The sequence below is a fragment of the Streptomyces sp. NPDC057638 genome (assembly GCF_042800315.1).
Lineage (GTDB): Bacteria > Actinomycetota > Actinomycetes > Streptomycetales > Streptomycetaceae > Streptomyces.
The window spans coordinates 1-22706 of sequence record NZ_JBHVHF010000112.1; the positions used below are offsets into that span (position 1 = coordinate 1).

Genomic DNA, 22706 nt, shown 5'->3' on the forward strand with positions numbered 1-22706 from the left:
CCGGTGAAAGCGCCGATGCTGTGGACCCGCCACCCCTTGGTCGCACGCGGCACCCAGCCGTTCTTGACGTGCACGGTCGCGGTGGCGGGCACCCCGGCCGGGGTGCCCCAGCGCTGGTCGGGGACGACCTGGTTCATCAGCTTGAGGGCGTAGGCGCGGTTGGCGTCCGTCAGGACGGCGTTCTTGAGGGTCAGCGTGGCCAGCAGCTTCTGCTGGTCACGGGCGGTGACCTGGGTGAGCCCCCAGTAGCCGTTGGCGCCGGGGACGGTCTGGGTCATCCCGGCGGCGGTGAGGAACCGCTTGACCTTGGTGAGCCCGAGCTGGGCCCAGAGCGCGCTGGTGGAGGCGTTGTCGGACTTGGTGATCATGTCCTTGGCCAGGGCGAACTCGCGCTTGGTGAACCCGCGCTTCTGTATCTGGACCTCCTGGAGGAGGGCGGCGAGGACGGTCGACTTGATGATGCTGGCCGAGTCGAACTTGCTGTCCGGGCGCAGCGTGCAACTGGTCTTGCTGCCCCGGTCGTTGAGCAGCACCGCGACGGTGGCGGTACGGCCCTTGAGCGCCGCCGTGACGTCCTTCTTCAGCTTGTCGGCGAGCCCGGCCGTCTTCGAGGTGCAGGCGACGGCCGGTGCGGCAGCGGCGGCGGGCGTGGCGGAGGCGGTCACGGCGGCCGGGGCCGCGAGCCCCGCCACGGCGATGACGGCGGCGGCCCGCAGGCGACGGTTGGTGCGGTGGGCGTTCATGGCGGGTTCCCCGTCCCTGTGTCTCCCGGTGGGGTGCGCGCCGGATCACGGGCACCCGCCTCCATGAGTCCTCACGGACCGAAATGGTTGTACGACTGTCGTATCGATCGGGACACGGTTACCGGGCGGTGGCGGATCACGGCTACGCGAGTCACGAATGCGCAGATCAGGGCGGCGAGGATCAGGGATACGGGAGATCAGGGCGACCGTGACCGGCGCGACCGGAATCAGAGCCACCGGGGTCCGGGCCACCGGGATCGAGGCCGCGGACGACCGCCCGCTCAGGCATCCGCTCAGGCATCCTTCCGGACCAGACGGGCCGCTCCGGCGGCGAGCGCGGCACCCGCCCACAGGGCGAGCACGGCCAGACCGGTCCAGGGCCCCAGCGGGCCGGCCGGATCCTGGAGGACGATCTGCTGCCCCGCCCGGTCCGGCAGGAAGTCGGCGAACCCGCCCTCCTCGCTGATGTCACCGACGACGAAGGAGACCATCATCAGCAGTGGGATCAGGATGCTGAGCACGGCGACGGCACTGCGCAGCAGGAAGGCGAGCCCGGCGGCGAAGAGACCGATCAGCGTGTAGTAGAGGGCGACGCCGAGGACGGCGCGCGTCCCGTCGGCGGTGAAGAGTCCGACGGCCTTGTCCCCGAAGAAGGACTGGCCGACGACAAAGCAGATCACGCTGGTGACCAGCCCGACCGCGAAGGTGAGCGCCCCGACGACGGTGAGCTTGGCCGCGCAGAGCAGCCCCCGGCGCGGAACGACCGCCAGCGAGATGCGGATCGCCCCGGTCTTGTACTCGGCGGCGACGGCCATGGCGCCCAGGCTGATCACGCCGAGGCCGCCGAAGTTCAGTCCGTAGAAGGCGGAGCGCAGCGGGTCGAACGCGGGCGCGGCCAGGTCCTGCGGGGTGAAGGTGGCGCTCATCAGCAGGGAGAAGCCGAGCGTGGCCAGGAAGACGGAGGCGAGCGCCACCCAGGAGGAACGCAGGGAGGAGATCTTCAGCCACTCGGCGTGGACGACGGAGGTGAAGGACATGGTCAGCGCTCCTTGGCGGGGTTCTGGCGGGCGGCGGCGGGGTCCTGGCGGGCGGCGGGATCCTGGTGCACCGCGCCGGTGTCCTGACGGGCGGCGGCGTGGTCCCGGTGCACCGCGCCGGAGTCCTGGTGCTCCGCGCCGGGGTTCCCCGTCTCCGCGACGGAGTCCTGACGGGCGGCGGTGCCGCTCCCCCGCGCCGTGACAGGGACCTGCCCCGCCGCGACGGCCTTCCCCGCGCTGAACTCGGCGCTCTCGCCGGTCAGCGCCAGATAGGCGTCCTCCAGGGACGGCTCCTCGCCCGCGAGTTCCAGGATCGGGATGCCCTCGTGGGCGGCGATCGGTCCGATGTCGTCGACCCGGGCGCCCTCGACCGTCCAGGAGCCGTCGGCCTCCAGGACGGCGGGGTAGCCCCGGGCGAGCAGGGTCGTACGCAGTCGGGGCCCCTCCGTCGTACGGACCCTGACCCGGCGGGTGGTCCAGGTGTCGATGAACGCGTCGGTGGGCTGGTCGGCGAGGAGCCGTCCCCGGCCGAGGACGACGAGATGGTCGGCGAAGGCGGAGGTCTCCCCCATCAGATGGCTGGAGACCAGGACCGCGCGGCCCTCGGCCGCCAGGCCGCGCAGGAGTCCGCGGATCCAGATGATGCCCTCGGGGTCGAGCCCGTTCGACGGCTCGTCGAGCATCAGTACCTCCGGGTCGCCCAGCAGGGCGGCGGCGATCCCCAGCCGCTGGCGCATCCCCAGGGAGAAGGTGCCCACCCGGCGGTCGGCGACGCTCGCGATGCCGGTCAGCTCCAGGACCTCCGTCACCCGGGAGCGGGGGACACGGGCACCCGCGGCGAGGATCCGCAGATGGTCGCGGGCGCTGCGGGAGCCGAGCGCGGCCCCCGCGTCCAGCAGGGCGCCGACGGTACGGAACGGCTGGCCGAGGTCGCGGTAGGCGCGTCCGCCGATGGTGGCGGTGCCGGAGGTGGGCCGGTCCAGGCCCAGGACCAGGCGCATGGTGGTCGATTTCCCCGCGCCGTTGGGGCCGAGGAAGCCGGTGACACGGCCCGGCCGTACCTGGAAGGTCAGGCCGTCCACGGCGCGCCGCTCTCCGTACACCTTGGTCAGGTCGGTGATGTCGATGCTGGTCATGTGCCCCAGCCTGGCGGCCGGGACGGGTGGGCACCTCCCCCGCCGGGGCCCGGCGTCTCCCCCGAGCGGGGGAGGTGCCCACCCCTGTTGACCTGCCACGATGAGCCGATGCCCGTCACTCTGCGACCGCTGACCCAGGCGGTCACCTACACCCGCTGGCTGCATCTGTTCATCGGCGGGGTCCTGATCGTGCTGTGGTACCTCATCGATCCGGCGAAGCTCTACACACCCGCGCTGCTGCTGGTGCCCGTGGGTCTGATCCCGGCGACGCGGACCGCCGAGGGGCTCCAGGCCCGGATGCTGCTGACCCGGCAGGGCTTCAAGGTCACCGCCTCCGGGACGACGGGGCTCACGGGGCTTACGGGGCTCACGGACGCGGACTCCGGGATCGCGGCCACCCCGTCGGCGACGTGGGGCGACCGCTGGCGGACCGTGCTCTGGCTGGAGCTGAGGCTCGCACTCGGGATCCTCACCGGTTTTCTGACGATCCAGCTGCCGGGGCTGGCGATCGATCTGGCGCTGGCCGCCAGCGGGGCGAAGCCCACCCTCTTCCCGCTTCCCGGCGCCCACTGGTGGTACGCGCCGCTCGCGCCGCTGCCCCTCGTCCTGCTGCTCGGATACGTCGTCGGCGCGGGCGCCCTGACGACGTTCCTCGCCCGGCGGCTCCTCGGCCCGTCCGCCCGGGAACGCCTCGCCGCGCTGGAGGAGCGCACCGAACAGCTCCTGGAACGCACCCGTCTCGCCCGGGAGATCCATGATTCCGTCGGCCACGCCCTGACGGTGGCGGTGGTGCAGGCGGGCGCGGCACGGGCGGCGGGCAGCCCGGAGTTCACCGAACGCGCGCTGGCGGCGATCGAGGAGACCGGCCGCGCCGCGCTGGAGGACCTCGACCGGGTGCTGCGGATCCTGCGCGACCCAGGCGGTCCGAACGGCCCCGCGGGCGCGGACGACGCGGCGCCGGGGCGCCCCACCCTCGCCGACTCCGGCCGTCTGCTGGAGTCGGCCCGCGCCTCGGGCGCCGAGGTCCACGCCGAGGTGACGGGGTCCCTGGAGCGCGTCTCCGGCCCCGTCTCCCGCGAGGGTTACCGCATCCTCCAGGAGTCCCTCACCAACGTGCTGCGCCACGCGGGCCCGGTCCCCACCACGGTCCGCATCACGGTCACCCCCGACCACCTCCACCTGGAGGTCCGCAACCCCCTGCCCGCCACACCCCCGCCCACCCCCCGGGGCAGCGGCCTGCGCGGCATCCGCGAACGGGCGGCCCTGCTGGGCGGGGAGGCGGAGAGCGGGGCTCGGGAGGGGGTGTGGCGGGTGCGGGTGTCGCTGCCGCTGGCACCGGCGGGTTAGGGACTGATGCGCGTACTTCGCCGGATCCTCCATCACCTGGCAATAGGGTCGCCACGGCGGACGCGCGCCAAGTGCGCCGACTCCCAAGGCATCACGCGCCAGCTCATGGCAGTACCGAGCAAACCCGGTCTACGCTGGGAGACTTGCCCGCCACCGGGAGTCATACCGAGTCATGGGGGACCGTATGGACCGACCGTGGGCAGCGGGCCCTCCCACCAGGTTCACCCGGCGATGGGCATATCGGCCACGGCGGACGACACGTACAGGGGAGGCACCGGATGCCCGGACATCCGGGAACTCGACAACGGTGGCGTGACGGCGATCGGTCGCGACCTCACCGACAACGGTGACACGGCGGCGCCCGGCCGCGACCTCACCGAGACGTACTCGGCCCGTCCACCGCTACCACAAGGCGTCACCCCGGTGCCGACCGCCAGGTGGCCCCGATGCCCCCACCCCGACGATCCGGAAGGTGAACCATCTCCAGCCGTCATGAGCGCGAACCCAGTCCCGGGAGTACGAACAACGATCTCTCGGGATCCTCGCGTGATGTCATCCAGGCCGGAACCGTCGCCGGTGGAATCCACTTCCACCAAGGCGAGCACGGACGATTCCGTGAAGCGCCCGCGCCGCGCCAACTGCCCGGACCTCCGCGTAACTTCGTCAACCGGAGCCAGGAACTGCGCCAACTGGACGCCCTGCTGGCTCCAGAAGGGTCCGACCAGCCGCTTCTCCTTCCCATCTGCCTGATCGTCGGAACTCCGGGGGCGGGAAAGACGTCGTTCGCGCTGCACTGGGCCCATCAGGCCCAGGACCATTTCCCCGATGGTCAGCTCTATGTGAACCTGCGCGGTTACGACCCGCAGAAACCCGTCACCGCACAGCAGGCCCTGCATGGCTTCCTCACCGGGCTCGGGGTGCCCCCGGACGCGGTTCCGGCGGACACCGAGGCCGCGGCGGGCCTCTACCGTTCCCTGCTGGCCGGGCGCAGGATCCTCATCGTCCTCGACAACGCGGCCACGGCGTCCCAGGTGCGCCCCCTGCTCCCGGGAAGCCCCCGGTGTCTCGTCCTCGTCACCAGCCGGGGCATGCTCTCGGGGCTGATGGTCCGCGACGGCGCCCAGCGCATCACCTTGGGCACGCTCCCCGAGGAGGACGCCGTCACACTGCTGCGCGTGGTGACGGCGGGCTATCGCGCGGAGGACGAGACGGAGCGGCTGGTCGAACTCGCCCGTCTCTGTGCCCAGCTCCCCCTCGCGCTGCGCATAGCGGCCGAACGGGCGGCCGTCCGCCCCCATACGAGCCTGGACGAGCTGGTGGCCGACCTCCGGGACGAGTCGGCGCTCTGGGACGCCCTCAGCACCGGCGACGACGACGAGGCGGAGGCGGTACGGACGGTCTTCACCTGGTCGTACCACGCCCTCACCGTCGAGGCGGCCCGGCTCTTCCGGCTGCTGGGCCTGTATCCGGGGCACGGTTTCAGCCTCGCCATGGCCTCCGCGCTCGCCGGGCTGCCCGAGCGCCGGACCCGGCAGCAGCTGGACGTTCTCGTGGGTGCGCACCTCGTGGAGCAGACCGGGCCGGGGCGCTACGAGTTCCACGACCTGCTGCGCGCCTACGCCACCGACCTCGCGCGCGACGAGGAGACACCGGACGCCCGCACGGCGGCGACCGTCCGCATGCTCGACTGGTATCTGCACACCGCGTGCGCCGCGCGGGAGGTCCTCTCGCCCCACCGGGACCCGGTCGACACCGACGCCCCCGCCGCCGGTGTCTCGCCGCGCTCCTTCACCGGGTACGACACGGCCGCCGACTGGGCCGAGCAGGAACAGCCGACCTTCCTCCCCCTCGCCCGGATGGCCGAGCGGCACGGCTTCGACCATGCCGTTCGCCGGATCGCGGAGGCCCTGTACGACGCCCAGTCGCCGTCCGCACCCGTCGCCGACTGGATGGCCGTCGCGGAGATCGGGCTCGCCGCCAGCAGGCGCCTGGACGACCGCCCCGGCGAGGCACGGCTGCTGCACTACCTCGGCCTGGCCCTGCGCCAGGTCGACCAGGTCCGGAAGGCGACCGAGTGCCATGAGGCGTCCCTGGCGATCTGGCACGAACTCGGTGACCGCTCGGGTGAGGCGGAGTCGCTCAACGCCCTGGGACTCGTCTGTCTGCGAACCCGCCGACTCCGTCAGTCGGAGCTCTGGTTCGACCAGTCGATGGAGCTCTCGCGCCAACTCGGCTTCCCCGCCCGTGAACTCACTACCCTTTCCAACCGTGCCGCGACGCGGTACGAGGCGGGTCGGCTGACGGCGGCCCGTGACGACCTGAGCCGTGCCCTGCCCGCCCACCGCGCCGTGGGCAGCCGACTGGCGCTGGGTGACTCCCTGTTCGTCTCCAGCCTGGTCCACCGGGAACTCGGCGACCTCCAGGAGGGCATGCGGCTCGCCACCGAGGCCGTTGAGCTGGCGCTGGAGATGCGGGATCACACCCTGGAGGGCTACTGGCTGCTCGCCCTGGGCGCCGCCCAGGGCGCCCTCCATCAGCACGAGGACGCCCTCATCTCCTACCACCGCTCCGCGACCCTGCACCGTCGGCTCGGCGACCAGGGCCGGGAGGCGCTCGCCTGGCGCGGCACCGGCGAGACCTACCTCCTGATGGAACGGCCCGGGGAAGCGGTCGGCTTTCTGAACCGGGCGGCCTCCGCGCACGCCGCGCTCGGCGACGCCTGGAACCAGGCACTGGCGCTGGCCGCCTGGGCCGAAGCGCTCGACGCCGAAGTCGCCGAAGAGCATGGCACCGAAGAACATGGCACCGAAGGCAGCGGCACCGCAGCCCGGGAGCACCGCGCGCGGGCGTTGCGTCTGGTGGCGGAGTTCGAGGACGACCGGGCGCTGAGGATGCGACGTCGTCTGGAGGAGCGGCTCGCACCCCTGGAAGGGCCGCCCCACCCGCCCTCTACCCTGGCCGAATGACCCTCTCCGTACTCCTCGTCGACGACGAACCCCTGGTCAGAGCGGGCCTGCGGGCCATTCTCGAAGCTCAGCCCGATATCGAGGTCGTCGGCGAGGCGGCGGATGGCGCCGCCGTGATCCCGCTGGTGCGGCGGCTGCGGCCCACCGTGGTCGCGATGGATGTGCGGATGCCGCTGCTGGACGGGATCGAGGCGACCCGGGCCGTCCTCAGGAGCGTCGCGGACCCGCCGAAGATCCTTGTGGTGACGACCTTCGAGAACGACGAGTACGTGTACGAGGCGCTGCGCGCCGGAGCCGACGGGTTCCTGCTGAAGCGGGCGCGGCCGACCGAGATCGTGCACGCGGTCCGGCTGATCGCCGAGGGCGAGTCGCTGCTCTTCCCGGCGGCCGTGCGCGCGCTCGCCGGGGCGCACGGGAACAGCACGGCCCGGCCGGCCGGGGACGCGCTGGCGCGGGCCGCGCTGACCGAGCGGGAGGGGGCGGTGTTGCGGCTGATGGCGCGCGGGCTGTCGAACGCCGAGATCGCCGGGCAGCTCCATGTCTCCACGGAGACCGTGAAGACACACGTCAGCGCGGTCCTGGCCAAGCTCGGCGCCCGCGACCGCACCCAGGCGGTGATCGCGGCGTATGAGTCGGGGTTCGTCTCGCCGTCGTGAGGGCCCTGAGGTGCCGGGTCGGCTCCTCAGGTCTCTCAGGCGGCATGCTCAGCCCTCGTCAGCACCCAGATGCGTCGGCGCGAACATCCGCAGCAGCGCCGGGAGGACCACCACCGAGGGACCCGGCTCCGCCAGGGCCTTGCCCAGGTCGGCCGCCAGCGTCTCGGGGCTGGTCCGCACCGCCGGGACGCCGAAGGACTCGGCGAGGGCGACGAAGTCGGGGCGGGCGAGTTCGGTGCCGGTCGCCTCACCGAAGGCGTCGGTCATGTACTCGCGCAGGATGCCGTAGCCGCCGTCGTCGACGATCAGCCAGGTGACGGGGAGGTCGTACTGGCGGGCGGTGGCGAGTTCGGCGATGGAGTACATGGCGCCGCCGTCGCCGGAGACCGCGAGGACCGGGCGGCCGGGGTCGGCGGCGGCCGCGCCGAGGGCGGCGGGGTAGGCGTAGCCGAGGCCGCCCGCGCCCTGGGCGGAGTGCATGGTGTTGGGGCGGCGGGCGTCGAAGGCGGACCAGGCCCAGTAGGCGAGGATCGTCATGTCCCAGAAGCTGGGCGCGGTGTCCGGCAGCGCGGCCCGTACGGACGCCAGGACGGACTGTTCCAGGGTCCGTTCCTGGGCGTCGATCCGGGCGCGTACCCGGCTCAGGACGGTGCGTACGCGCTCGGCGGCGGCTGAGGCGACGGCGTCCGTCCGTTCGGGGACGGTCTCCAGCAGCGCGGTGAGGGCGGTCCTGGCGTCGGCGTGGAGGCCGAGCGCGGGGTGGTTGGACTCCAGCTTCCCGGCGTCGGCCTCGATCTGGATGATCCGGCCGCGCGGGGCGAAGGTGTGGTAGTTGGAGGAGAGTTCGCCGAGCCCGGAGCCGATGACGAGCAGGACGTCGGCGTCTTCGAGGAAGTCGGTGGTGTGCCGGTCCTCCAGCCAGGACTGGAGCGAGAGCGGGTGTTCCCAGGGGAAGGCGCCCTTGCCGCCGAAGGTGGTGACGACGGGCGCGTCGATCCGCTCGGCGAGGGCGAGCAGCTTGCCGGAGGCGTCGGAGCGGACGACTCCGCCGCCCGCGATGATCGCCGGGCGTTCGGCGTGCGCCAGCAGATGGGCGGCGACGGCGGTCAGCTCGGGGCGCGGCGCCAACTCCTCCGGGGTGGCGTCCACGGCGGTGACGACCGGCAGCGTGGTCTCCGCCAGCAGGACGTCCTGGGGGATCTCCACCCAGACCGGGCCGTGCGGCGCGGTGAGCGCGGAGCGCCAGGCCTCGGCGATGGCGCTGGGGATCTGGGAGGCGGTGCGCACGGTGTGGGTGGACTTCACGATGTCGCGGAAGGAGGCCCGCTGGTCGCGCAGTTCGTGGAGGTAGCCGTGGCGTCCGCCGCCGAGTCCGGCCACCGGCACCTGGCTGCCGATGGCGAGGACCGGCGCGGAGGCGGCGGCGGCCTCCTGGAGCGCGGCGAGGGACATCAGCGCGCCGGGCCCGGTGGAGAGCAGCAGGGGCGCGGCCTCTCCGGTGATCCGGCCGTAGGCGTCGGCGGCGAACCCGGCGTTGTTCTCCACCCGTAGTCCGACATAGGTGAGGGAGGAGCGGCGCAGCGCGTCGAACATGCCGAGGGCGTGCTGTCCCGGCAGGCCGAAGACGGTGGTGGCGCCGAGCCCGTGGAGGGTTTCGACGACCAGGTCGCCGCCGGTGCGGCCGGGCGGCGGGTTGAGCGCGGCCTCGGTCTGCTGGGCGGTGGGGACGGGTACGGCGTCGTGGTCGTGGGTCACCGCGCGCGCTCCTGGGTGGTCGGGGTGGGCGTCACTTCGCGCGCTCCTCGGCGATCTGACGGCTCATGATCGTGGTCAGTTCGTACGCGGTGTGGGAGGCGGCCACGGCGGTGATCTCGGCGTGGTCGTACGCGGGCGCCACCTCGACCACATCGGCGGAGACCAGATGGCAGGAGGCGAGCCCGCGCAGGATCTCCAGCAGCTCGCGGGAGGTCATGCCGCCCGCCTCGGGGGTGCCGGTGCCGGGCGCGTGCGCCGGGTCGAGGCAGTCGATGTCGATGGAGATGTAGAGCGGGCGGTCACCGATGCGCTGGCGGAGCTGGTCGGCGATCTCGTCGGCGCCGCGCCGGTAGACATCGGCGGAGGTGACGATGCCGAAGCCCATCTTCTCGTCGTCGGTGAGGTCCTTCTTGCCGTAGAGGGGGCCCCGGATGCCGACGTGGGAGAGGGCGGAGGTGTCGAGGATGCCTTCCTCGACGGCGCGCCGGAAGGGGGTGCCGTGGGTGTACTCGGCGCCGAAGTAGGTGTCCCAGGTGTCGAGGTGCGCGTCGAAGTGGAGCAGCGCGACCGGCCCGTGCTTCTTGGCGACCGAGCGCAGCAGCGGCAGCGCGATGGTGTGGTCGCCGCCGAGGGTCATCATCCGGGCGCCGCCGCCGATGAGGTCGTCGGCGGCGGCCTCGATGGTCTCCACGGCCTCGTTGATGTTGAACGGGTTGGCCGCGATGTCGCCCGCGTCCGCGACCTGCGCCAGCGCGAAGGGCGAGGCGTCCTGGGCGGGGTTGTAGGGGCGCAGCAGCCGGGACGCCTCACGGATCGCGTTCCCGCCGAAGCGGGCGCCGGGCCGGTAGGAGACCCCGGTGTCGAAGGGCACGCCGACGACGGCGACATCGGCCCGGCCGACCTGGTCCAGCCGGGGCAGCCGGGCGAACGTGGCGGGTCCGGCGTACCGGGGCACCCGGGACGAGTCGATGGGGCCGCGCGGCTGCTCGATGCTGCTCATGGGATGCCTTCTTCCTGCTTTCTGCGCTTCGATGCGGTTTTCGCATGCGCTTCGACTGTATGCGCGGTACGGGGTGGGTACCGGACCGGGGTACGGGGACGGGTCCCCGGCCCGGCGGGGGGCGCCGGGCCCGGGCGCGGGTCACACACCCGGGCCCCGGCCCGTACGGCGTCAGCTCCCGGCGGCCGGGCCGGGAGCGGCGGGGACGGCGGCCGGAGCCGGGGCCTCCTCCGCGACCCGGCCCGCGACCCGGTCCTTCCAGTGGGCCAGGATCGCCGCGTCCGTCGGCCGGGTGGCCAGGCTCACGGCCACATAGACCGCGAGGGAGGCGAGCAGTCCGTAGAGGACGGGCTCGTTGGCGAGGATCCCGAAGGTGGCCATCAGGGCGATGACGGCGGTGCCGCCGACGACGATGGCGGCCAGCGCGCCCTGCACGGTGCCGCGCTTCCACAGCAGTCCGCCGAGGATGGGCACGAGCAGTCCGCCGACGAGGAGGTTGTAGGCGACGGTCAGGGCCTGCACGACGTCGTTGAGGGCGATGGCGATGGCGATCACGGCGACGCCCATGGCGAGGATGAAGGCCCGGTTGCCCTTGACCTCGTCATGCGGCTCGTCGGCGGCCGCGCCCCGGGAGCCGATGCCGCGCAGCCGGGACCAGATGTCGTTGTTGGCGACGGTGGCGCAGGCGATCAGCGCGCCCGAGGAGGTCGACATCACGGCGGCCAGCGCGGCGGCGAGCACGAGTCCGCGCGCGCCCATCGGCAGATGGTCCTTGACGATCAGCGCGAAGGCGTCGTCGGGGTTGGTGAGCTTGGGGTAGAGCACCCGGGCGGCCACGCCGATGAGGGCTCCGGCGATCCCGTAGACCAGGCAGTACGTTCCGGCGGTGATCCCGCCCCAGCGGGCGACCCTGTCGCTGCGGGCGGTGAAGACGCGCTGCCAGATGTCCTGTCCGATGAGCATGCCGAAGGTGTAGATCAGGACATAGGTGAAGATCGTCTCGCCGCCGATGCCGAGCGGGGCGAAGTACTCGGTGGGCAGTTCGGCCTTCATCTCGGCGAAGCCGCCCGCCTTGATCACCGCGACCGGCAGCAGGAGCAGCAGCACACCCACGGTCTTGACCACGAACTGCACCATGTCGGTGAGGGTGATCGACCACATACCGCCGAGGGTGGAGTACGCGACGACGATCGCGCCGCCGAGGATGATCGACGCGGTCCGGTTCAGATCGAAGAGGACGTCGAAGATCGTGGCGTAGGCGATGGTGGAGGTGACCGCGAGCATCAGGGTGTAGGCCCACATCACCACACCGGAGATCACGCCCGCCGTGCCGCCGTAGCGCAGGTCGAGCATCTCGGAGACGGTGTAGACCTTCAGCCGGGCGATCCGCGCGGAGAAGAAGACCGACAGCGCCAGCAGGCCGAAGCCGATGGTGAGGACCATCCAGGCGCCGGACAGTCCGTGCTTGTAGCCGAGGCCGACGCCACCGATGGTGGAGGCGCCGCCGAGCACGATGGCGGCCATCGTGCCGGAGTACATCGCCGGTCCGAGGCGGCGCCCCGCGACCAGGAAATCGCTCTTGGACTTGGCGCGGCGCATGCCCCACCAGCCCATGCCGAGCATGGCGGCCAGATAGACGACGATCACCGCGTAGTCGACTGCCATCGGCGCTCCCCTCTCCGTCTCGTCCCCCGGGTCTTGGCTGTTACTGCCCACTGACGGTAGGTGGCCGGAAAGCGTCGATGAAGTGTACGTTTCCTCCACCCTCACCCTCCTTCAATGGATGGAGCGTCCATGCCGGAGTCTCCCGCCGCACCCCCCACCCCTCCCGTCCCGCTGGGCGAGCTGCTGGCCCATGAGGAGCTGGGGCTCCGGCAGATCGCGGGCCCGGCGGAGCCTCGGACGCTGCTGCGCTGGGTGCACACCTCGGAGATGGCGGACCCGTATCCGTACCTCCTCGGCGGGGAGCTGCTGCTCAGCGCGGGCGTGCTGCTGAGCGACCCCGACGCCTATGTGGCGCGGCTGGTGGAGGCCGGGGCGGCGGCGCTCGGGTTCGGGGTGACACCGGTCTACGACCGGGTGCCCGAGGGGCTGGTGCGGGCCTGCGATCGGCATGGCCTCCCGCTGGTGGAGGTGCCGCCACAGACCCCGTTCACCCGGGTCGCGCGGGCGGTGTGGCATCTGATGGCCCGCGCCCGCCACCGCGAGGTGGGCCGGGTGGCCCGCGCCCAGCAGGGCCTGGCGACGGCGGCCGCCCGCCCGGACCCGGTCCCGGCGGTGCTCGGCCAGCTCGCGGCCCGGCTCGGCGGCGGCTGGGCGGTGCTGCTGGGACCGGGCGGTACGGAACTGTCGTCGGCGGGCCGAACGCCGTCGGAGGCGGTACGGAGCGGGGTCAGGCGGCTGGCGGGCGTGGTGACGGGCGCGGGCCCGGCCACCGGGGGCACGGGTCCCGGCACGGGTCCCACCCCCGGCGCGGGCCCCGGCGCACCCGGCCAGGGCGCCCCGAGCCCCAGCGCCCCGAGCCCCAGCACCCCCGCGCCCGCCTCCGCCAGCGACACCGTCGAGGGCACCCACCTCAGCGCCTACGCCCTCGGCGGCGCCACCGGCGGGCCGGGCCTGGCGCTCGGCCTCGCCGCCCCCGCCCGCGAACCCGGCGACCACACCATCGCGGGCGTCGCCGTCGTCCTGCTCTCCCTCCTCACCGCCGAACACCGGGGCCTGGACGCGACCGGCCGGGCCACCGCCCTCGTCCGGCTGCTCCTCGGCGCCGACCCCGCCGACGCGGCACGGGCGCTCGGCGCGGAGCGCTGGACCGTGGTCCACGCCCGCGCGGCCCAGCGCACCCCGCTCGCGGCGGCCGCGCTGGGGGCGGCGCTCGGCAGCGCGCTGGTGGACCCGGGCGAGGGGCCGGGCAGGGGACCGGGCGAGGGGCCGGGCGCCCCCGTCGTGCGCGTCCTCGTCCCGGAGTCCCGCACGCCGGCCCCGGTCCCGGGCTGGCAGCTCGGTGTCAGCGCCCCGGCCCCGGCCGCCCAACTCCCCCTCGCCGACGCCCAGGCCGCCCGCGCCCTGCGCCGCGCCGCCGCCGGCCGCACCCCGCTGGTGCACCACACCCCGGGCGGCTTCGCCGCGCTGGTGGACCCGGCGGAGGCCGCCGCCCACGCCCGCTCCCGGCTGGCCCCGCTCGCCGACGCCCCGGCCCTGACCGAGACCCTGCGCGCCTGGCTCTCCCACCACGGCGGCTGGGACCGCACGGCGGCGGAACTCGGCGTCCACCGCAACACCGTCCGCCAGCGGATCGCGCGCTGCGGGACGCTGCTGGGCCTCGACCTGGACGACGCGGACATCCGGATGGAGCTGTGGTTCGCGCTGCGGACGGGGGCGTGACGCGACGCGTCCGCGAGCCCGGCGGCGCGGCTCCCGGCCCGTGCGGGCCCGGTACTTCCGTACGCTCCGGCCCGTGCGGGCCCCGGCACTCCCGTACGCCCTCCCGGGCAGGCCCGGCACTCCCGTACGCCCCGCCCACGAGGCGTCCCCACGGCGGACACGGGCTCCGCACCCCCACGCACACCCCCACCCCACCACCGTTTTCCGGCCATCGGATTTCCCTGGACACCGGTATGACTAATCGGTAACTTGTTCAACTGAGCAAGCGCTTAGCCCTGGGTCGCCCTCGGTGGCACCGCCACCCCCGGCACCCCGGCCCCGGCCTCCGCCCCACACGGACACCGGCCCGCCCGGACCCCGGGCACGCAGAGACCTCAGATCCCGCAGCGACCCCAGAGCCCCAGAGATACGCAGTCACCCGCCATCGGCACCGATCCAGGGAGGCGTTCGTGCGCCGCAGTGTTTACGACGAGGACCACGAGGCGTTCCGGGAGACGATCCGCGCCTTCATCGAGTCCGAGGTCGTCCCGGTCTACGACACGTGGTACGCACAGGGCCAGGTGCCGCGCGACTTCTACCGCAAGCTCGGAGAGCTGGGGATCTTCGGTATCGAGGTGCCGGAGGAGTACGGCGGCGCGGGCGAGGAGTCGTTCAAGTTCCAGGCGGTGATCTCGGAGGAGGTCGCCCGCGCCGGGGTCTCCTTCGGCGGCTCCAGCGTGCACACGGCGCTCTGTCTGCCCTACCTCCTCGCGTACGGCACCGAGGACCAGAAGAAGCGCTGGCTGCCGGACTTCGTCTCGGGCGCGGCGATGTACGCCATCGCGATGACCGAGCCCGGCACCGGCTCGGACCTGGCGGGGATGAAGACCACGGCGAAGCTCTCCGCCGACGGCACCCACTACGTCCTCAACGGCGCGAAGACCTTCATCACGGGCGGGGTCCACGCCGACCGGGTGATCGTCTGCGCCCGTACCGCGCCGCAGTCGTCCGAGAACCGCCGCCACGGCATCTCCCTCTTCGTCGTCGACGCCTCCCTCGACGGGTACGCCGTCGGCCGCAAGCTCGACAAGCTGGGCCTGCGCACCTCCGACACCGCCGAACTCTCCTTCACCGACGTCAAGGTCCCGGTCGCCGACCTGCTGGGCGAGGAACACCAGGGCTTCTCCTACCTGGGGCAGAACCTCCCCCAGGAGCGTCTCGCCATCGCGGTCGGCTCCTACGCGCAGTCCAGGGCCGCCATCGCCTTCACCCAGGCGTACGTCACGGACCGGACCGTCTTCGGGCAGTCGGTGGCGTCCTTCCAGAACACCAAGTTCGAACTCGCCGCCTGCAAGGCCGAGGTGGACGCGGCGGAGGCGGTCGTGGACCGCGCCCTCGACGCCCATGACGCCGGGGAACTGACCGCCGCCGAGGCCGCCTCCGCCAAGCTGTTCTGCACCGAGGTCGCCCACCGCGTCATCGACCGCTGCCTCCAGCTCCACGGCGGCTACGGCTATATGAACGAGTACCCCATCGCCCGCCTCTACGCCGACAACCGGGTCAACCGGATCTACGGCGGCACCAGCGAGGTGATGAAGTCGATCATCGCCAAGTCCATGGGGCTGTAACGGCCTTGACGTCCGCACTCGACGACCTGCTCGATCTGCTCGACCTGGAGCGGATCGAGCGGGACATCTTCCGTGGCCGCTCCCGCGCGGCCGTGATCCCGCGCGTCTTCGGCGGCCAGGTCGCCGCCCAGGCCCTGGTCGCGGCGGGCCGCACGGTCCCCGACGACCGCGCGGCGCACTCCCTGCACGCGTACTTCCTGCGCACCGGCGACCCCGGCGCGCCGATCGTCTACACCGTCGACCGCATCCGCGACGGCCTCTCCTTCTCCACCCGCCGGGTCGTCGCGGTCCAGCACGGCCGCGCCATCTTCCACCTCACCAGCTCCTTCCAGCGGTACGAGGAGGGCCTGGAGCACCAGACCGCGATGCCGCCCGCCCCGCCCCCGGAGACCCTCCCCACGGCGGCCGAGTCCCTCCCCGCCTACACCGCCGACCACGTCCCGCGCGACACCGCCCTGCGCCTGCTGGACGCCCGCGCGGCGATCGACCTGCGCCATGTCGACCCCCCGCCGTACGCCACCGTGGGCCGCCCCCGCCCCCCGCGCTCCCAGGTCTGGTTCCGCGCCAACGGCCGCCTGGGCGACGACCCGCTCCTCCATGTCTGCCTGGCGACCTACGTCTCCGACATGACCCTGCTGGACTCGGTCCTCCTCGCCCACGGCCGGGGCGGCTGGGCCGTCGGCGACGTCGTCGGCGCCTCCCTCGACCACGCCATGTGGTTCCACCGCCCCTTCCGCGCCGACGCCTGGCTCCTCTACGACCAGGAGTCCCCGACCGCCTCCGGCGGCCGTGGCCTGGGCCAGGCCCGGATCTACACCCAGGACGGACAGCTCGCGATCTCGGTGATCCAGGAGGGTGTGGTGCGGGTACCGCGTCAGGGGTGAGCGGCTACTGGCGGCCGGGGCGGTGGTCGGTGTCCATGTGGCGGCGGAGGAGGACGCGGGCGTCGGTGGCGCGGGAGTGGTCGTGGGTGGTGCGGGCCGAGCGTTCGGCGGCCACGAGATCGTCGCAGGTCTGGCAGGTGGTGGGCTGTTCGTCCATGGAGGGTTCCTTGGGTTGTGCGCGGAGGATACGGGCGGCGCGTACGTCGCGTACGGGCACCTCCCAGCGGGTCAGTTGCTTCTTCAGCCACGCGTCGGAGACGCGGTATTCGGCGGCGAGCGCCTTGAGGGTCTCGCCCTGGCGGTAGCGGTCGATCACGCTCGTCCGCGTCGCGAGGACGTGGTCACGTCCGGTACGGGGCACGGCTCACCGCCTCCGGTGCTGTAGGGGGAAGTTCGGCATGACGAGCAGAACGCGAGCGCGCTGCGGACAGATCGCGAGGGTGTACCGGTCGGGCCCGTCCGGTACGACCACGGACACCGCCACCCCCTGCTCCAGCCGCGCGAAGGCCGCCCGTTCTTCGGCGGGGTCGTCACACCAGATCCGGATCTCCGTGGGCGCGTCCGGCACCGGCACCCGCCCCATCCGCATCAGCTCAGTGACCCACGGCGACACGGCCGGATCCGGATCCAACCGGTCCGCGACCCACCGCGCCCGCTGCCGCAACCACACCAGCGCGGTCTCCCGCGACCGCGTCCGCATGGTGTCGAGGATGTACGGGAGCACGGCCCCCCTCCCGTGCACGGGCCCTTCGGCCAGCACATAACAGAGATACGAGACCGGTGGCCCACTCACGCCGGACCACCGTCCTCCAGCAACCGCTCCAACTCGGCGTCCAACCGGGCCTGACGCGCCTCAGCCGCCAGCCTCCAACTCCACTCGTCCACACAGTCGGCGTCCCACCGCAGCCGCAGCAGCTCGAAACCGAGCCCCAGCCGCTCCTCCGCCGACCCCAGCGCGAGCACGAGCCACACCCAGAGCCGCCTCACGGCAACCACCCGTGCGCATGCTCCGCTTCGATCTCCCGCGCTCGCTCCCGCAAGGAGCGCGGAAGCGGGGACTCGCTCACGGATGGTGGGGTACCGGTCTCCCCCTCGGCACTGGTCGCGGGATCGGGTGGGGGTTCCGCATCGGGTGGCATAGGTGCACCTCCGGCTGCTGGTCAGGTGCGACCAGAGTGGAGGCGATCAGCCCGCCTTACGCTCACGGATTCGTGAGTGTTGCGAGCGCGTCAGAGGCCGATCCACCGGGCCATGTGCCCCAGGGTGTCCGGTGTCCGGCGCGAGAGGTGCACCAGTCCGCTGATGGTCTCCCGGGTTCCCGGGTAATGCCGTGTCTGTTCCGGCGCCACTCGCCGGGCGGTCGCCGCGTGCTTCAGGGCGGCGTCCAGATGCCCGGTCTCCATCTCCACTCGCGCCCGGTCGATCAGGAATCGGGCCTTGCGGCTGATCAGGGTCGATGCGGGCAGGGCGATGGCCCGGGCCTGGGACAGAGCGTTGTCCCACTGCCTCATGACAAGAGCGGCGCCGAAGGCGTGCAGGTCCGTGTTCCGCTGGCCGAATGACAGCCAGTGGATCTCTCCGGCCTCCCCTCCAACCCTCGACGCGTAGGTACGCGCCTCGGCGATGTGGTGCCCCACGGCGGTGGCATCGGTGACACGGGCGGCGAGTGCGGCGCCTCCCAGGTGCAGTTGCCCGGCGACTGCCAGTGCCTCGCGGGAAGTCTCGCCCGCGAGAAGCTGATGGCCGATCGCGATGAGCCGCAATCCGGTGTCGTAGCCGCTGTCCGGGGAGAGCAGGGCACGCTTGTACTGACGGATCGCCGCGAGGCACGGGTCAGACGCCCGCTCCGCCGCCCAGTGCATCCGGTCCAGCGCGAGACGGGACAGATCCAGATAGCCCAGCTTCAATGCGGTGTCGGCAGCGGTACGGTACGCCGACGCCAGCGCCCGCCACACGTCCGTGGTCGGAGCCGTTGCCGCGGTGTGCGTCAGTTCCACGATGAGGTCCGGCAGTGTCCGCGCGGCTCGCCTGAGGTGAGTGGCCCGGACCTGCTGGCAGACTCGGTCCGCCTCGGTGACGAGCGTCGCGGCATCGCGGACGGTAAGACCGTCCACAGGGCCCAGGTCGTACATGTCGAGGGCGTGGCGGATCGGGCGTACCAGAAGACCGAGCCGGTCCATCTGGTGGTCTGAGGGTGAGCCCGTCAGAACGGCTGCCTCGATACGGAGCGCGCGTGCGACGGCCGTGACGAAGTCGGCGGTGGCGGGACGCGCGCCACACTCCACCTGGTTGAGAAGGCTGTAGGAGTACGGCAGGCGCGCGGCGAGTTCGCGCTGTGTGAGCCGGGCCAGCCGCCTCTGCTCCTTGATACGCGCACCGGTGTGATCTCCGTCAGGGAAAGGCATGACCAACTCCATTCCGGACTCGTCATCTGGACGGTACCCACGCGTCGCGGCCCTGGACGTGCCTTCGCCACCAATCCACCCGGGTGGGATGTGGTCGGATGTGAGCATGCCGACGATGTATCTCTTCGGGAGCGCCGCGCCTCCCGTCCTCCAGGTCGCACCGATCATCACGGACCTGCGGGGGCGTGGATGGGACGTGTGCCTCGGGCTGACGCCCACGGCCGCCGACTGGCTGCGAGACGACCTCCGTGGTCTGGAGGAACTGACCGGACACCCCGTGCGCTCGCACTACAAGCGACCCGGGGAAGCCGATGCCTGGCCGAAGGCCGATGTGATCCTCTTCGCGCCCGTCACCGCGAACTCGCTCAATCAGTGGGCGCTCTGTCTGACGTCGTCGTTCGTGGTCGGGGTCGTGGCCGAGGGCATCGGCAAACGCATCCCCATCGTGGCCATGCCCTGTGTCAACGCCGCCTACGCCGCCCACCCCCAGATCGAACGCTCGGTGGACACCCTGCGGGCGGCCGGAGTGACCGTCCTCTACGGCGACGGCGGCTTCATCCCCAACCAACCAGGCGAAAAACGCGACTACCCCTGGGAACTCGCCCTCGCAGCGGCCGAGGCGAAGGCGTTCGAGGGCCGCTGATACCACGATCGCTTGTCACAGGAAGGCGAGGATCTTCGCCTCCTTCGAAAGCGCCCCATGCCTCACCCGCCGCCTGGTGCGGCGCGAACCGGGCCACGTCCCACCCAGCACCAGAAGCCTCATGACACCGATCCTCCCAGCCCTGGAAGGCCAACATCCGTGCTCGACAGGCAACAGGAGAGTGCGGCACCAACCTCTCGGCCCTTCAGCGCCAACCTCCATCCCAAACCCCATGCCCCGTGCTACGAGTCCGGCTGCTGGCATATCGGGGTCTCGATGCGGCGTTCACTCTCGCCACCCACCCACGTACTGGACGCGGTTCTGAAGGTACGTTCCGGCGGACTTGTCAAGCGTGCCCTGGACTCACCCCACCAGCGACGCCGGGATCCCGAACCCCTCCGCCAGCACCGGCGCGTACCCGGCCACCCGACCGCACAGGTCGTCCACCGCGCTCGGCAGCGCCCGGTGCTGGGCGCGGGTCAGGGAGCCCTCGGCCAGGTGCCAGGCGGCGGAGCGGGCGACCTCGGTGAGGCCGAAGAGGGCGGCGAGCAGGCTCAGGGCGGTGTGGGTCTCCGGGGTGCGGGTGCCGCAGGCGGCCGTGGTGAGGGATTCCAGGGCCAGCCGGGTGCCGTGGACCTCGGCCATGGTCAGGGCGTCGTCGATCAGGGTGGACCAGATCTCCTGGAGCGGGACGCCACGGGAGAGCCGGGTGGCGGAGGTGGTGGTGATGGTGGCGTGCAGGGTGCGTTCGTGGTGGGCGAGGAGGGCGGTGGCGAAGGCCGGGTCGAGGAGTCCGTACTCCTCCGGGCGGGGGCGTACCGCCGGGACCGGGGGGAGGTAGTCGCGGCCGGAGAGCATCGCCTGGGCGGCCAGGACCAGATCGGTGCCGTGGTCGTCGTCGGCCGCGCGGACGGCCTGGGTCCACTCGTCCAGCCGGGCCACCCTCGGGGAGCCGGGCGCGGGCACATGGGCGCGGCAGACGGCGAGGGTGGTGGCGGCGGCGCGTACGCCCAGGGACTGGGTCACGACCAGCAGCCGGTCGAGTTCACCGTCGGGCCCGCTATGGCCGGAGAGTCCGGGGAGGGCGAGGTGGCGGGTGAGGGAGGAGAGGTCAGAGGGGTCAGGGTCGCGTCTCGGCCAGGGGGACGCGGACGCCCCGCGGGCCGCCCCCGCCGCCGGAACGACCCGCGCCCGGGCCGCCGCGTAACGGTTCTTCACCCGGTTCACCAGAAGCGTCAGCGCGTACACCCGCGCCAGCGACGCGAGCAGTTCCCGGGCGCCCCGTACACCGCCCGCCGCCCCGGTACCCGCCCCCGTACCGCGCCCCGTCCCCGTACGGCTCACCACCCCCGTACCGCGCACCGCGCGCTCCACCGTCAGCGACAGTCCCGCCCGCGCCATCGCCAGCGACGCCGAGGTCACACAGAGCTTCCCCCGGCGCACGCCCTCCACCGTCCCGCCCGCGCCGATGGCGTGGCGCGCCGCCAGCGGGAGCGTCAGCGCGGTGTCGACCAGGCCCGGCCACTCATGGAGGGCGAAGAGCCGGTGCGGGTCCCGCGCACCGGAGTCGCCGAGGTAGGTGCCCAGCAGCGCCAGCCGTTCCTCGGTGAGGCCGGGGCGCGGACCCGCGTCCGGGCGGTGCTGGAACGTTTCCTGGTGCAGGAGTTTGACGAGGTCGGCGTGGTGCTCCTCGTAACGGCCGTCGAAGACCAGCCGGGTGAGGTCGTCCAGCGGTGCGTCGGGGTGCATGGCGGAGGTCCTTTCAGCCAGGGGACGTCCCTCACCACTCATCGGGGCAGTACGGGGGCGGTGACGGCGGCAGCAGTGCGCCGAGCCGGGTACGGGCCAGCGGGCCCGGCAGGGTGATCAGCCCGCCCAGCAGGGCCTGGTCCAGGGTGAGATGGCGGGCCAGCAGCGGGGCGACGGCGTGCACCGTGATCTGGGCGATGGCGTCCACCCGGGCCGCCCGGACCGGGCGGAAGCGGAACAGGCCGCCGTCCAGTTCGACCCGCCACGGGCCCCGGTTCCATGGCGCGACATCGTCCGGGACGGCCAGCAGCAGGCCCTCGGCGGCGCGCGGGTCGGGGCAGGTGGCGGGCAGGGCGAGGGTGGCGAAGTCGACGACGCGCAGCACCCGCTCACCGCCCACGACCGAGGGGCGCAGTTCGCCTGGTTCGCGGACCACGCTGGTCAGCGGGGTGTCCGGGGGCGCGTCCCAGCGGAAGGAAGTGACGGTGGAGTGGTCGGCGAGGAAGCCGAGCAGCCCGAGGTAGGCGCCGGGGGTGAGCGCCACCAGCTCGTCCACCACCAGTTCCGGACCGCCGGTCCGGCCGGTGGCGCGGGTGTGGCGGTAGCGGACGTACCCCTCGGGCGCGCCGTCCGTGGCCCGCCACAGCACGGTGTCCCGGCGCAGATCGCCGGAGGCGGGGCAGCGGAGCACCTCCCAGTGGTCCTCGTCCCGGGTCAGCATCCCGAAGCGGCGGGCCGCGTACTCGCGGTGGAGCGCCGTCAGTTCGGCCGGCCCGGGTGCCGGGTCGGCCTCCCCGGTGCCCAGTTCATGGACGGGGCTGAGCTGGCCGGGGGCGCCGGTGAACCGGTGGACGGCGGCGCACGGGCCGAAGCCGAACCCGCGCCACCAGCGCGGAACCGCCGTCTTCCAGCCCGCCAGCACATGCCCCTGGTCCCGCAGCAGTCCCAGCACCCGTTCTCCGTACGGGGCGAGGACGCTCTGGTGGCGCACCGACGGATGGGTGGTGATCAGCCCGCGTACGGCGATGGGGGTGGGCCGTCCGAACAGCCCGATCTCGGCGCTCTCCCAGCGCACCACGGCGGCGAGCCCGTCCGGTCCGCGCACGGCGAAGGTCTGTTCCGGCGGCAGCCCGTGGAGATGGGCGCGGGCCTCGTCCCGCGTGCCGAAGGAGTGCGTGAGCAGCGCCACCGCCTCGTCGCGTTCCGAGGCGCGCAACGGGCCCGCGTCGGGGAGTCGCACCATGGGGTCCTCTCTGTGGTTCCTCGCTGTCGGGGGACCTGCGGGGCCGGGCCCCTCGGGCGTCCGGCAGGCGGGGACCCGGGCGCGGCGGGTCCCCGGGGCGGTTCCCGGGAAAGGCCGCCGCCCGGACGGCCGTTCTCAGTGTCCGTCCGGG

The 22706-nt window shown here is 72.8% G+C and carries 18 protein-coding genes and 1 pseudogene; 7 read left to right on the forward strand and 12 right to left on the reverse strand.

The window, feature by feature from the left end; translation table 11 throughout:
* From ACFVIM_RS17185 to ACFVIM_RS17195, 3 genes and pseudogenes are all read right to left on the reverse strand, one after another.
* A partial coding sequence (locus ACFVIM_RS17185) for a serine hydrolase (RefSeq protein WP_384301901.1) occupies nt 1-743 on the reverse strand: 743 nt, incomplete at its 3' end.
* 293 nt (nt 744-1036) lie between these two features.
* Nucleotides 1037-1780, reverse strand: a complete 744-nt coding sequence (locus ACFVIM_RS17190) for an ABC transporter permease (RefSeq protein WP_384301903.1) — start codon at nt 1778-1780, stop codon at nt 1037-1039.
* 233 nt (nt 1781-2013) lie between these two features.
* Nucleotides 2014-2916 (reverse strand): annotated as a pseudogene (locus tag ACFVIM_RS17195) (ATP-binding cassette domain-containing protein); the annotation flags it as partial.
* 108 nt (nt 2917-3024) lie between these two features.
* Between ACFVIM_RS17195 and ACFVIM_RS17200 the strand changes: the two are divergent.
* From ACFVIM_RS17200 to ACFVIM_RS17210, 3 genes are all read left to right on the forward strand, one after another.
* Nucleotides 3025-4263: a histidine kinase gene (locus ACFVIM_RS17200; protein ID WP_384301905.1), complete on the forward strand. Its 1239-nt coding sequence runs from the start codon at nt 3025-3027 to the stop codon at nt 4261-4263.
* 701 nt (nt 4264-4964) lie between these two features.
* The gene (locus tag ACFVIM_RS17205) at nt 4965-7229 is read left to right on the forward strand and encodes an ATP-binding protein (RefSeq protein ID WP_384301932.1); all 2265 of its coding nucleotides are present in this window, start codon (nt 4965-4967) and stop codon (nt 7227-7229) included.
* On the forward strand, nt 7226-7885 hold the full coding sequence (locus ACFVIM_RS17210; protein ID WP_384301906.1) for a response regulator: 660 nt from the start codon (nt 7226-7228) through the stop codon (nt 7883-7885). Before ACFVIM_RS17205 ends, ACFVIM_RS17210 begins: the two co-directional genes overlap by 4 nt.
* Nucleotides 7886-7933: 48 nt before the next feature.
* Here ACFVIM_RS17210 and ACFVIM_RS17215 read toward each other — a convergent pair whose 3' ends face one another.
* The 3 genes from ACFVIM_RS17215 to ACFVIM_RS17225 form a co-directional block, all read right to left on the reverse strand.
* A complete protein-coding gene (locus tag ACFVIM_RS17215; protein WP_384301908.1) occupies nt 7934-9640 on the reverse strand; it encodes a thiamine pyrophosphate-binding protein in 1707 nt (568 codons plus the stop codon).
* Between the two features lie 31 nt (nt 9641-9671).
* Nucleotides 9672-10640, reverse strand: a complete 969-nt coding sequence (gene speB / locus ACFVIM_RS17220; protein ID WP_384301910.1) for an agmatinase — start codon at nt 10638-10640, stop codon at nt 9672-9674.
* Between the two features lie 171 nt (nt 10641-10811).
* Nucleotides 10812-12305 (reverse strand): sodium:solute symporter, encoded by a 1494-nt coding sequence (locus ACFVIM_RS17225; RefSeq protein WP_384301912.1) that lies wholly within the window; start codon nt 12303-12305, stop codon nt 10812-10814.
* Between the two features lie 129 nt (nt 12306-12434).
* On the opposite strand from ACFVIM_RS17225, the gene ACFVIM_RS17230 reads away from it, so the two are divergent.
* The 3 genes from ACFVIM_RS17230 (at nt 12435) to ACFVIM_RS17240 (ending at nt 16515) form a co-directional block, all read left to right on the forward strand.
* Nucleotides 12435-14024, forward strand: a complete 1590-nt coding sequence (locus ACFVIM_RS17230) for a PucR family transcriptional regulator ligand-binding domain-containing protein (RefSeq protein WP_384301913.1) — start codon at nt 12435-12437, stop codon at nt 14022-14024.
* 449 nt (nt 14025-14473) lie between these two features.
* Complete coding sequence (locus ACFVIM_RS17235; protein ID WP_384301915.1) at nt 14474-15631, forward strand: acyl-CoA dehydrogenase family protein; 1158 nt, start codon at nt 14474-14476, stop codon at nt 15629-15631.
* A 5-nt stretch (nt 15632-15636) separates the two neighbouring features.
* Nucleotides 15637-16515: an acyl-CoA thioesterase gene (locus ACFVIM_RS17240; RefSeq protein WP_384301917.1), complete on the forward strand. Its 879-nt coding sequence runs from the start codon at nt 15637-15639 to the stop codon at nt 16513-16515.
* A 4-nt stretch (nt 16516-16519) separates the two neighbouring features.
* Here the strand turns inward: ACFVIM_RS17240 and ACFVIM_RS17245 are convergent, their stop codons facing one another.
* From ACFVIM_RS17245 to ACFVIM_RS17260, 4 genes are all read right to left on the reverse strand, one after another.
* A complete protein-coding gene (locus ACFVIM_RS17245; RefSeq protein ID WP_384301919.1) occupies nt 16520-16876 on the reverse strand; it encodes a hypothetical protein in 357 nt (118 codons plus the stop codon).
* Between the two features lie 3 nt (nt 16877-16879).
* On the reverse strand, nt 16880-17308 hold the full coding sequence (locus ACFVIM_RS17250) for a hypothetical protein (RefSeq protein ID WP_384301921.1): 429 nt from the start codon (nt 17306-17308) through the stop codon (nt 16880-16882).
* The gene (locus tag ACFVIM_RS17255) at nt 17305-17502 is read right to left on the reverse strand and encodes a hypothetical protein (RefSeq protein WP_384301922.1); all 198 of its coding nucleotides are present in this window, start codon (nt 17500-17502) and stop codon (nt 17305-17307) included. The genes ACFVIM_RS17250 and ACFVIM_RS17255 overlap by 4 nt, the downstream gene beginning before the upstream one ends.
* A gap of 242 nt (nt 17503-17744) precedes the next feature.
* Nucleotides 17745-18920 (reverse strand): helix-turn-helix domain-containing protein, encoded by a 1176-nt coding sequence (locus tag ACFVIM_RS17260; RefSeq protein ID WP_384301924.1) that lies wholly within the window; start codon nt 18918-18920, stop codon nt 17745-17747.
* A gap of 106 nt (nt 18921-19026) precedes the next feature.
* Here ACFVIM_RS17260 and ACFVIM_RS17265 point away from each other — a divergent pair, with 106 nt between their 5' ends.
* Nucleotides 19027-19563 (forward strand): flavoprotein, encoded by a 537-nt coding sequence (locus tag ACFVIM_RS17265; RefSeq protein WP_384301926.1) that lies wholly within the window; start codon nt 19027-19029, stop codon nt 19561-19563.
* 363 nt (nt 19564-19926) lie between these two features.
* Here ACFVIM_RS17265 and ACFVIM_RS17270 read toward each other — a convergent pair whose 3' ends face one another.
* Both ACFVIM_RS17270 and eis read right to left on the reverse strand, forming a co-directional pair.
* Nucleotides 19927-21312: an acyl-CoA dehydrogenase gene (locus ACFVIM_RS17270; RefSeq protein WP_384301928.1), complete on the reverse strand. Its 1386-nt coding sequence runs from the start codon at nt 21310-21312 to the stop codon at nt 19927-19929.
* A gap of 31 nt (nt 21313-21343) precedes the next feature.
* Complete coding sequence (eis, locus tag ACFVIM_RS17275; protein ID WP_384301930.1) at nt 21344-22555, reverse strand: enhanced intracellular survival protein Eis; 1212 nt, start codon at nt 22553-22555, stop codon at nt 21344-21346.
* Nucleotides 22556-22706: the final 151 nt, after the last annotated feature.

What these genes read in the sequence shown, in the direction of transcription:
- ACFVIM_RS17260 (WP_384301924.1), bottom strand. Translation starts at nt 18,920, where the DNA reads ATGCCTTTCCCTGACGGAGATCACACCGGTGCGCGTATCAAGGAGCAG.
- ACFVIM_RS17210 (WP_384301906.1), top strand. Translation starts at nt 7,226, where the DNA reads ATGACCCTCTCCGTACTCCTCGTCGACGACGAACCCCTGGTCAGAGCG.
- ACFVIM_RS17265 (WP_384301926.1), top strand. Translation starts at nt 19,027, where the DNA reads ATGCCGACGATGTATCTCTTCGGGAGCGCCGCGCCTCCCGTCCTCCAG.
- ACFVIM_RS17230 (WP_384301913.1), top strand. Translation starts at nt 12,435, where the DNA reads ATGCCGGAGTCTCCCGCCGCACCCCCCACCCCTCCCGTCCCGCTGGGC.
- ACFVIM_RS17190 (WP_384301903.1), bottom strand. Translation starts at nt 1,780, where the DNA reads ATGTCCTTCACCTCCGTCGTCCACGCCGAGTGGCTGAAGATCTCCTCC.
- ACFVIM_RS17200 (WP_384301905.1), top strand. Translation starts at nt 3,025, where the DNA reads ATGCCCGTCACTCTGCGACCGCTGACCCAGGCGGTCACCTACACCCGC.
- speB (WP_384301910.1), bottom strand. Translation starts at nt 10,640, where the DNA reads ATGAGCAGCATCGAGCAGCCGCGCGGCCCCATCGACTCGTCCCGGGTG.
- ACFVIM_RS17225 (WP_384301912.1), bottom strand. Translation starts at nt 12,305, where the DNA reads ATGGCAGTCGACTACGCGGTGATCGTCGTCTATCTGGCCGCCATGCTC.
- eis (WP_384301930.1), bottom strand. Translation starts at nt 22,555, where the DNA reads ATGGTGCGACTCCCCGACGCGGGCCCGTTGCGCGCCTCGGAACGCGAC.
- ACFVIM_RS17270 (WP_384301928.1), bottom strand. Translation starts at nt 21,312, where the DNA reads ATGCACCCCGACGCACCGCTGGACGACCTCACCCGGCTGGTCTTCGAC.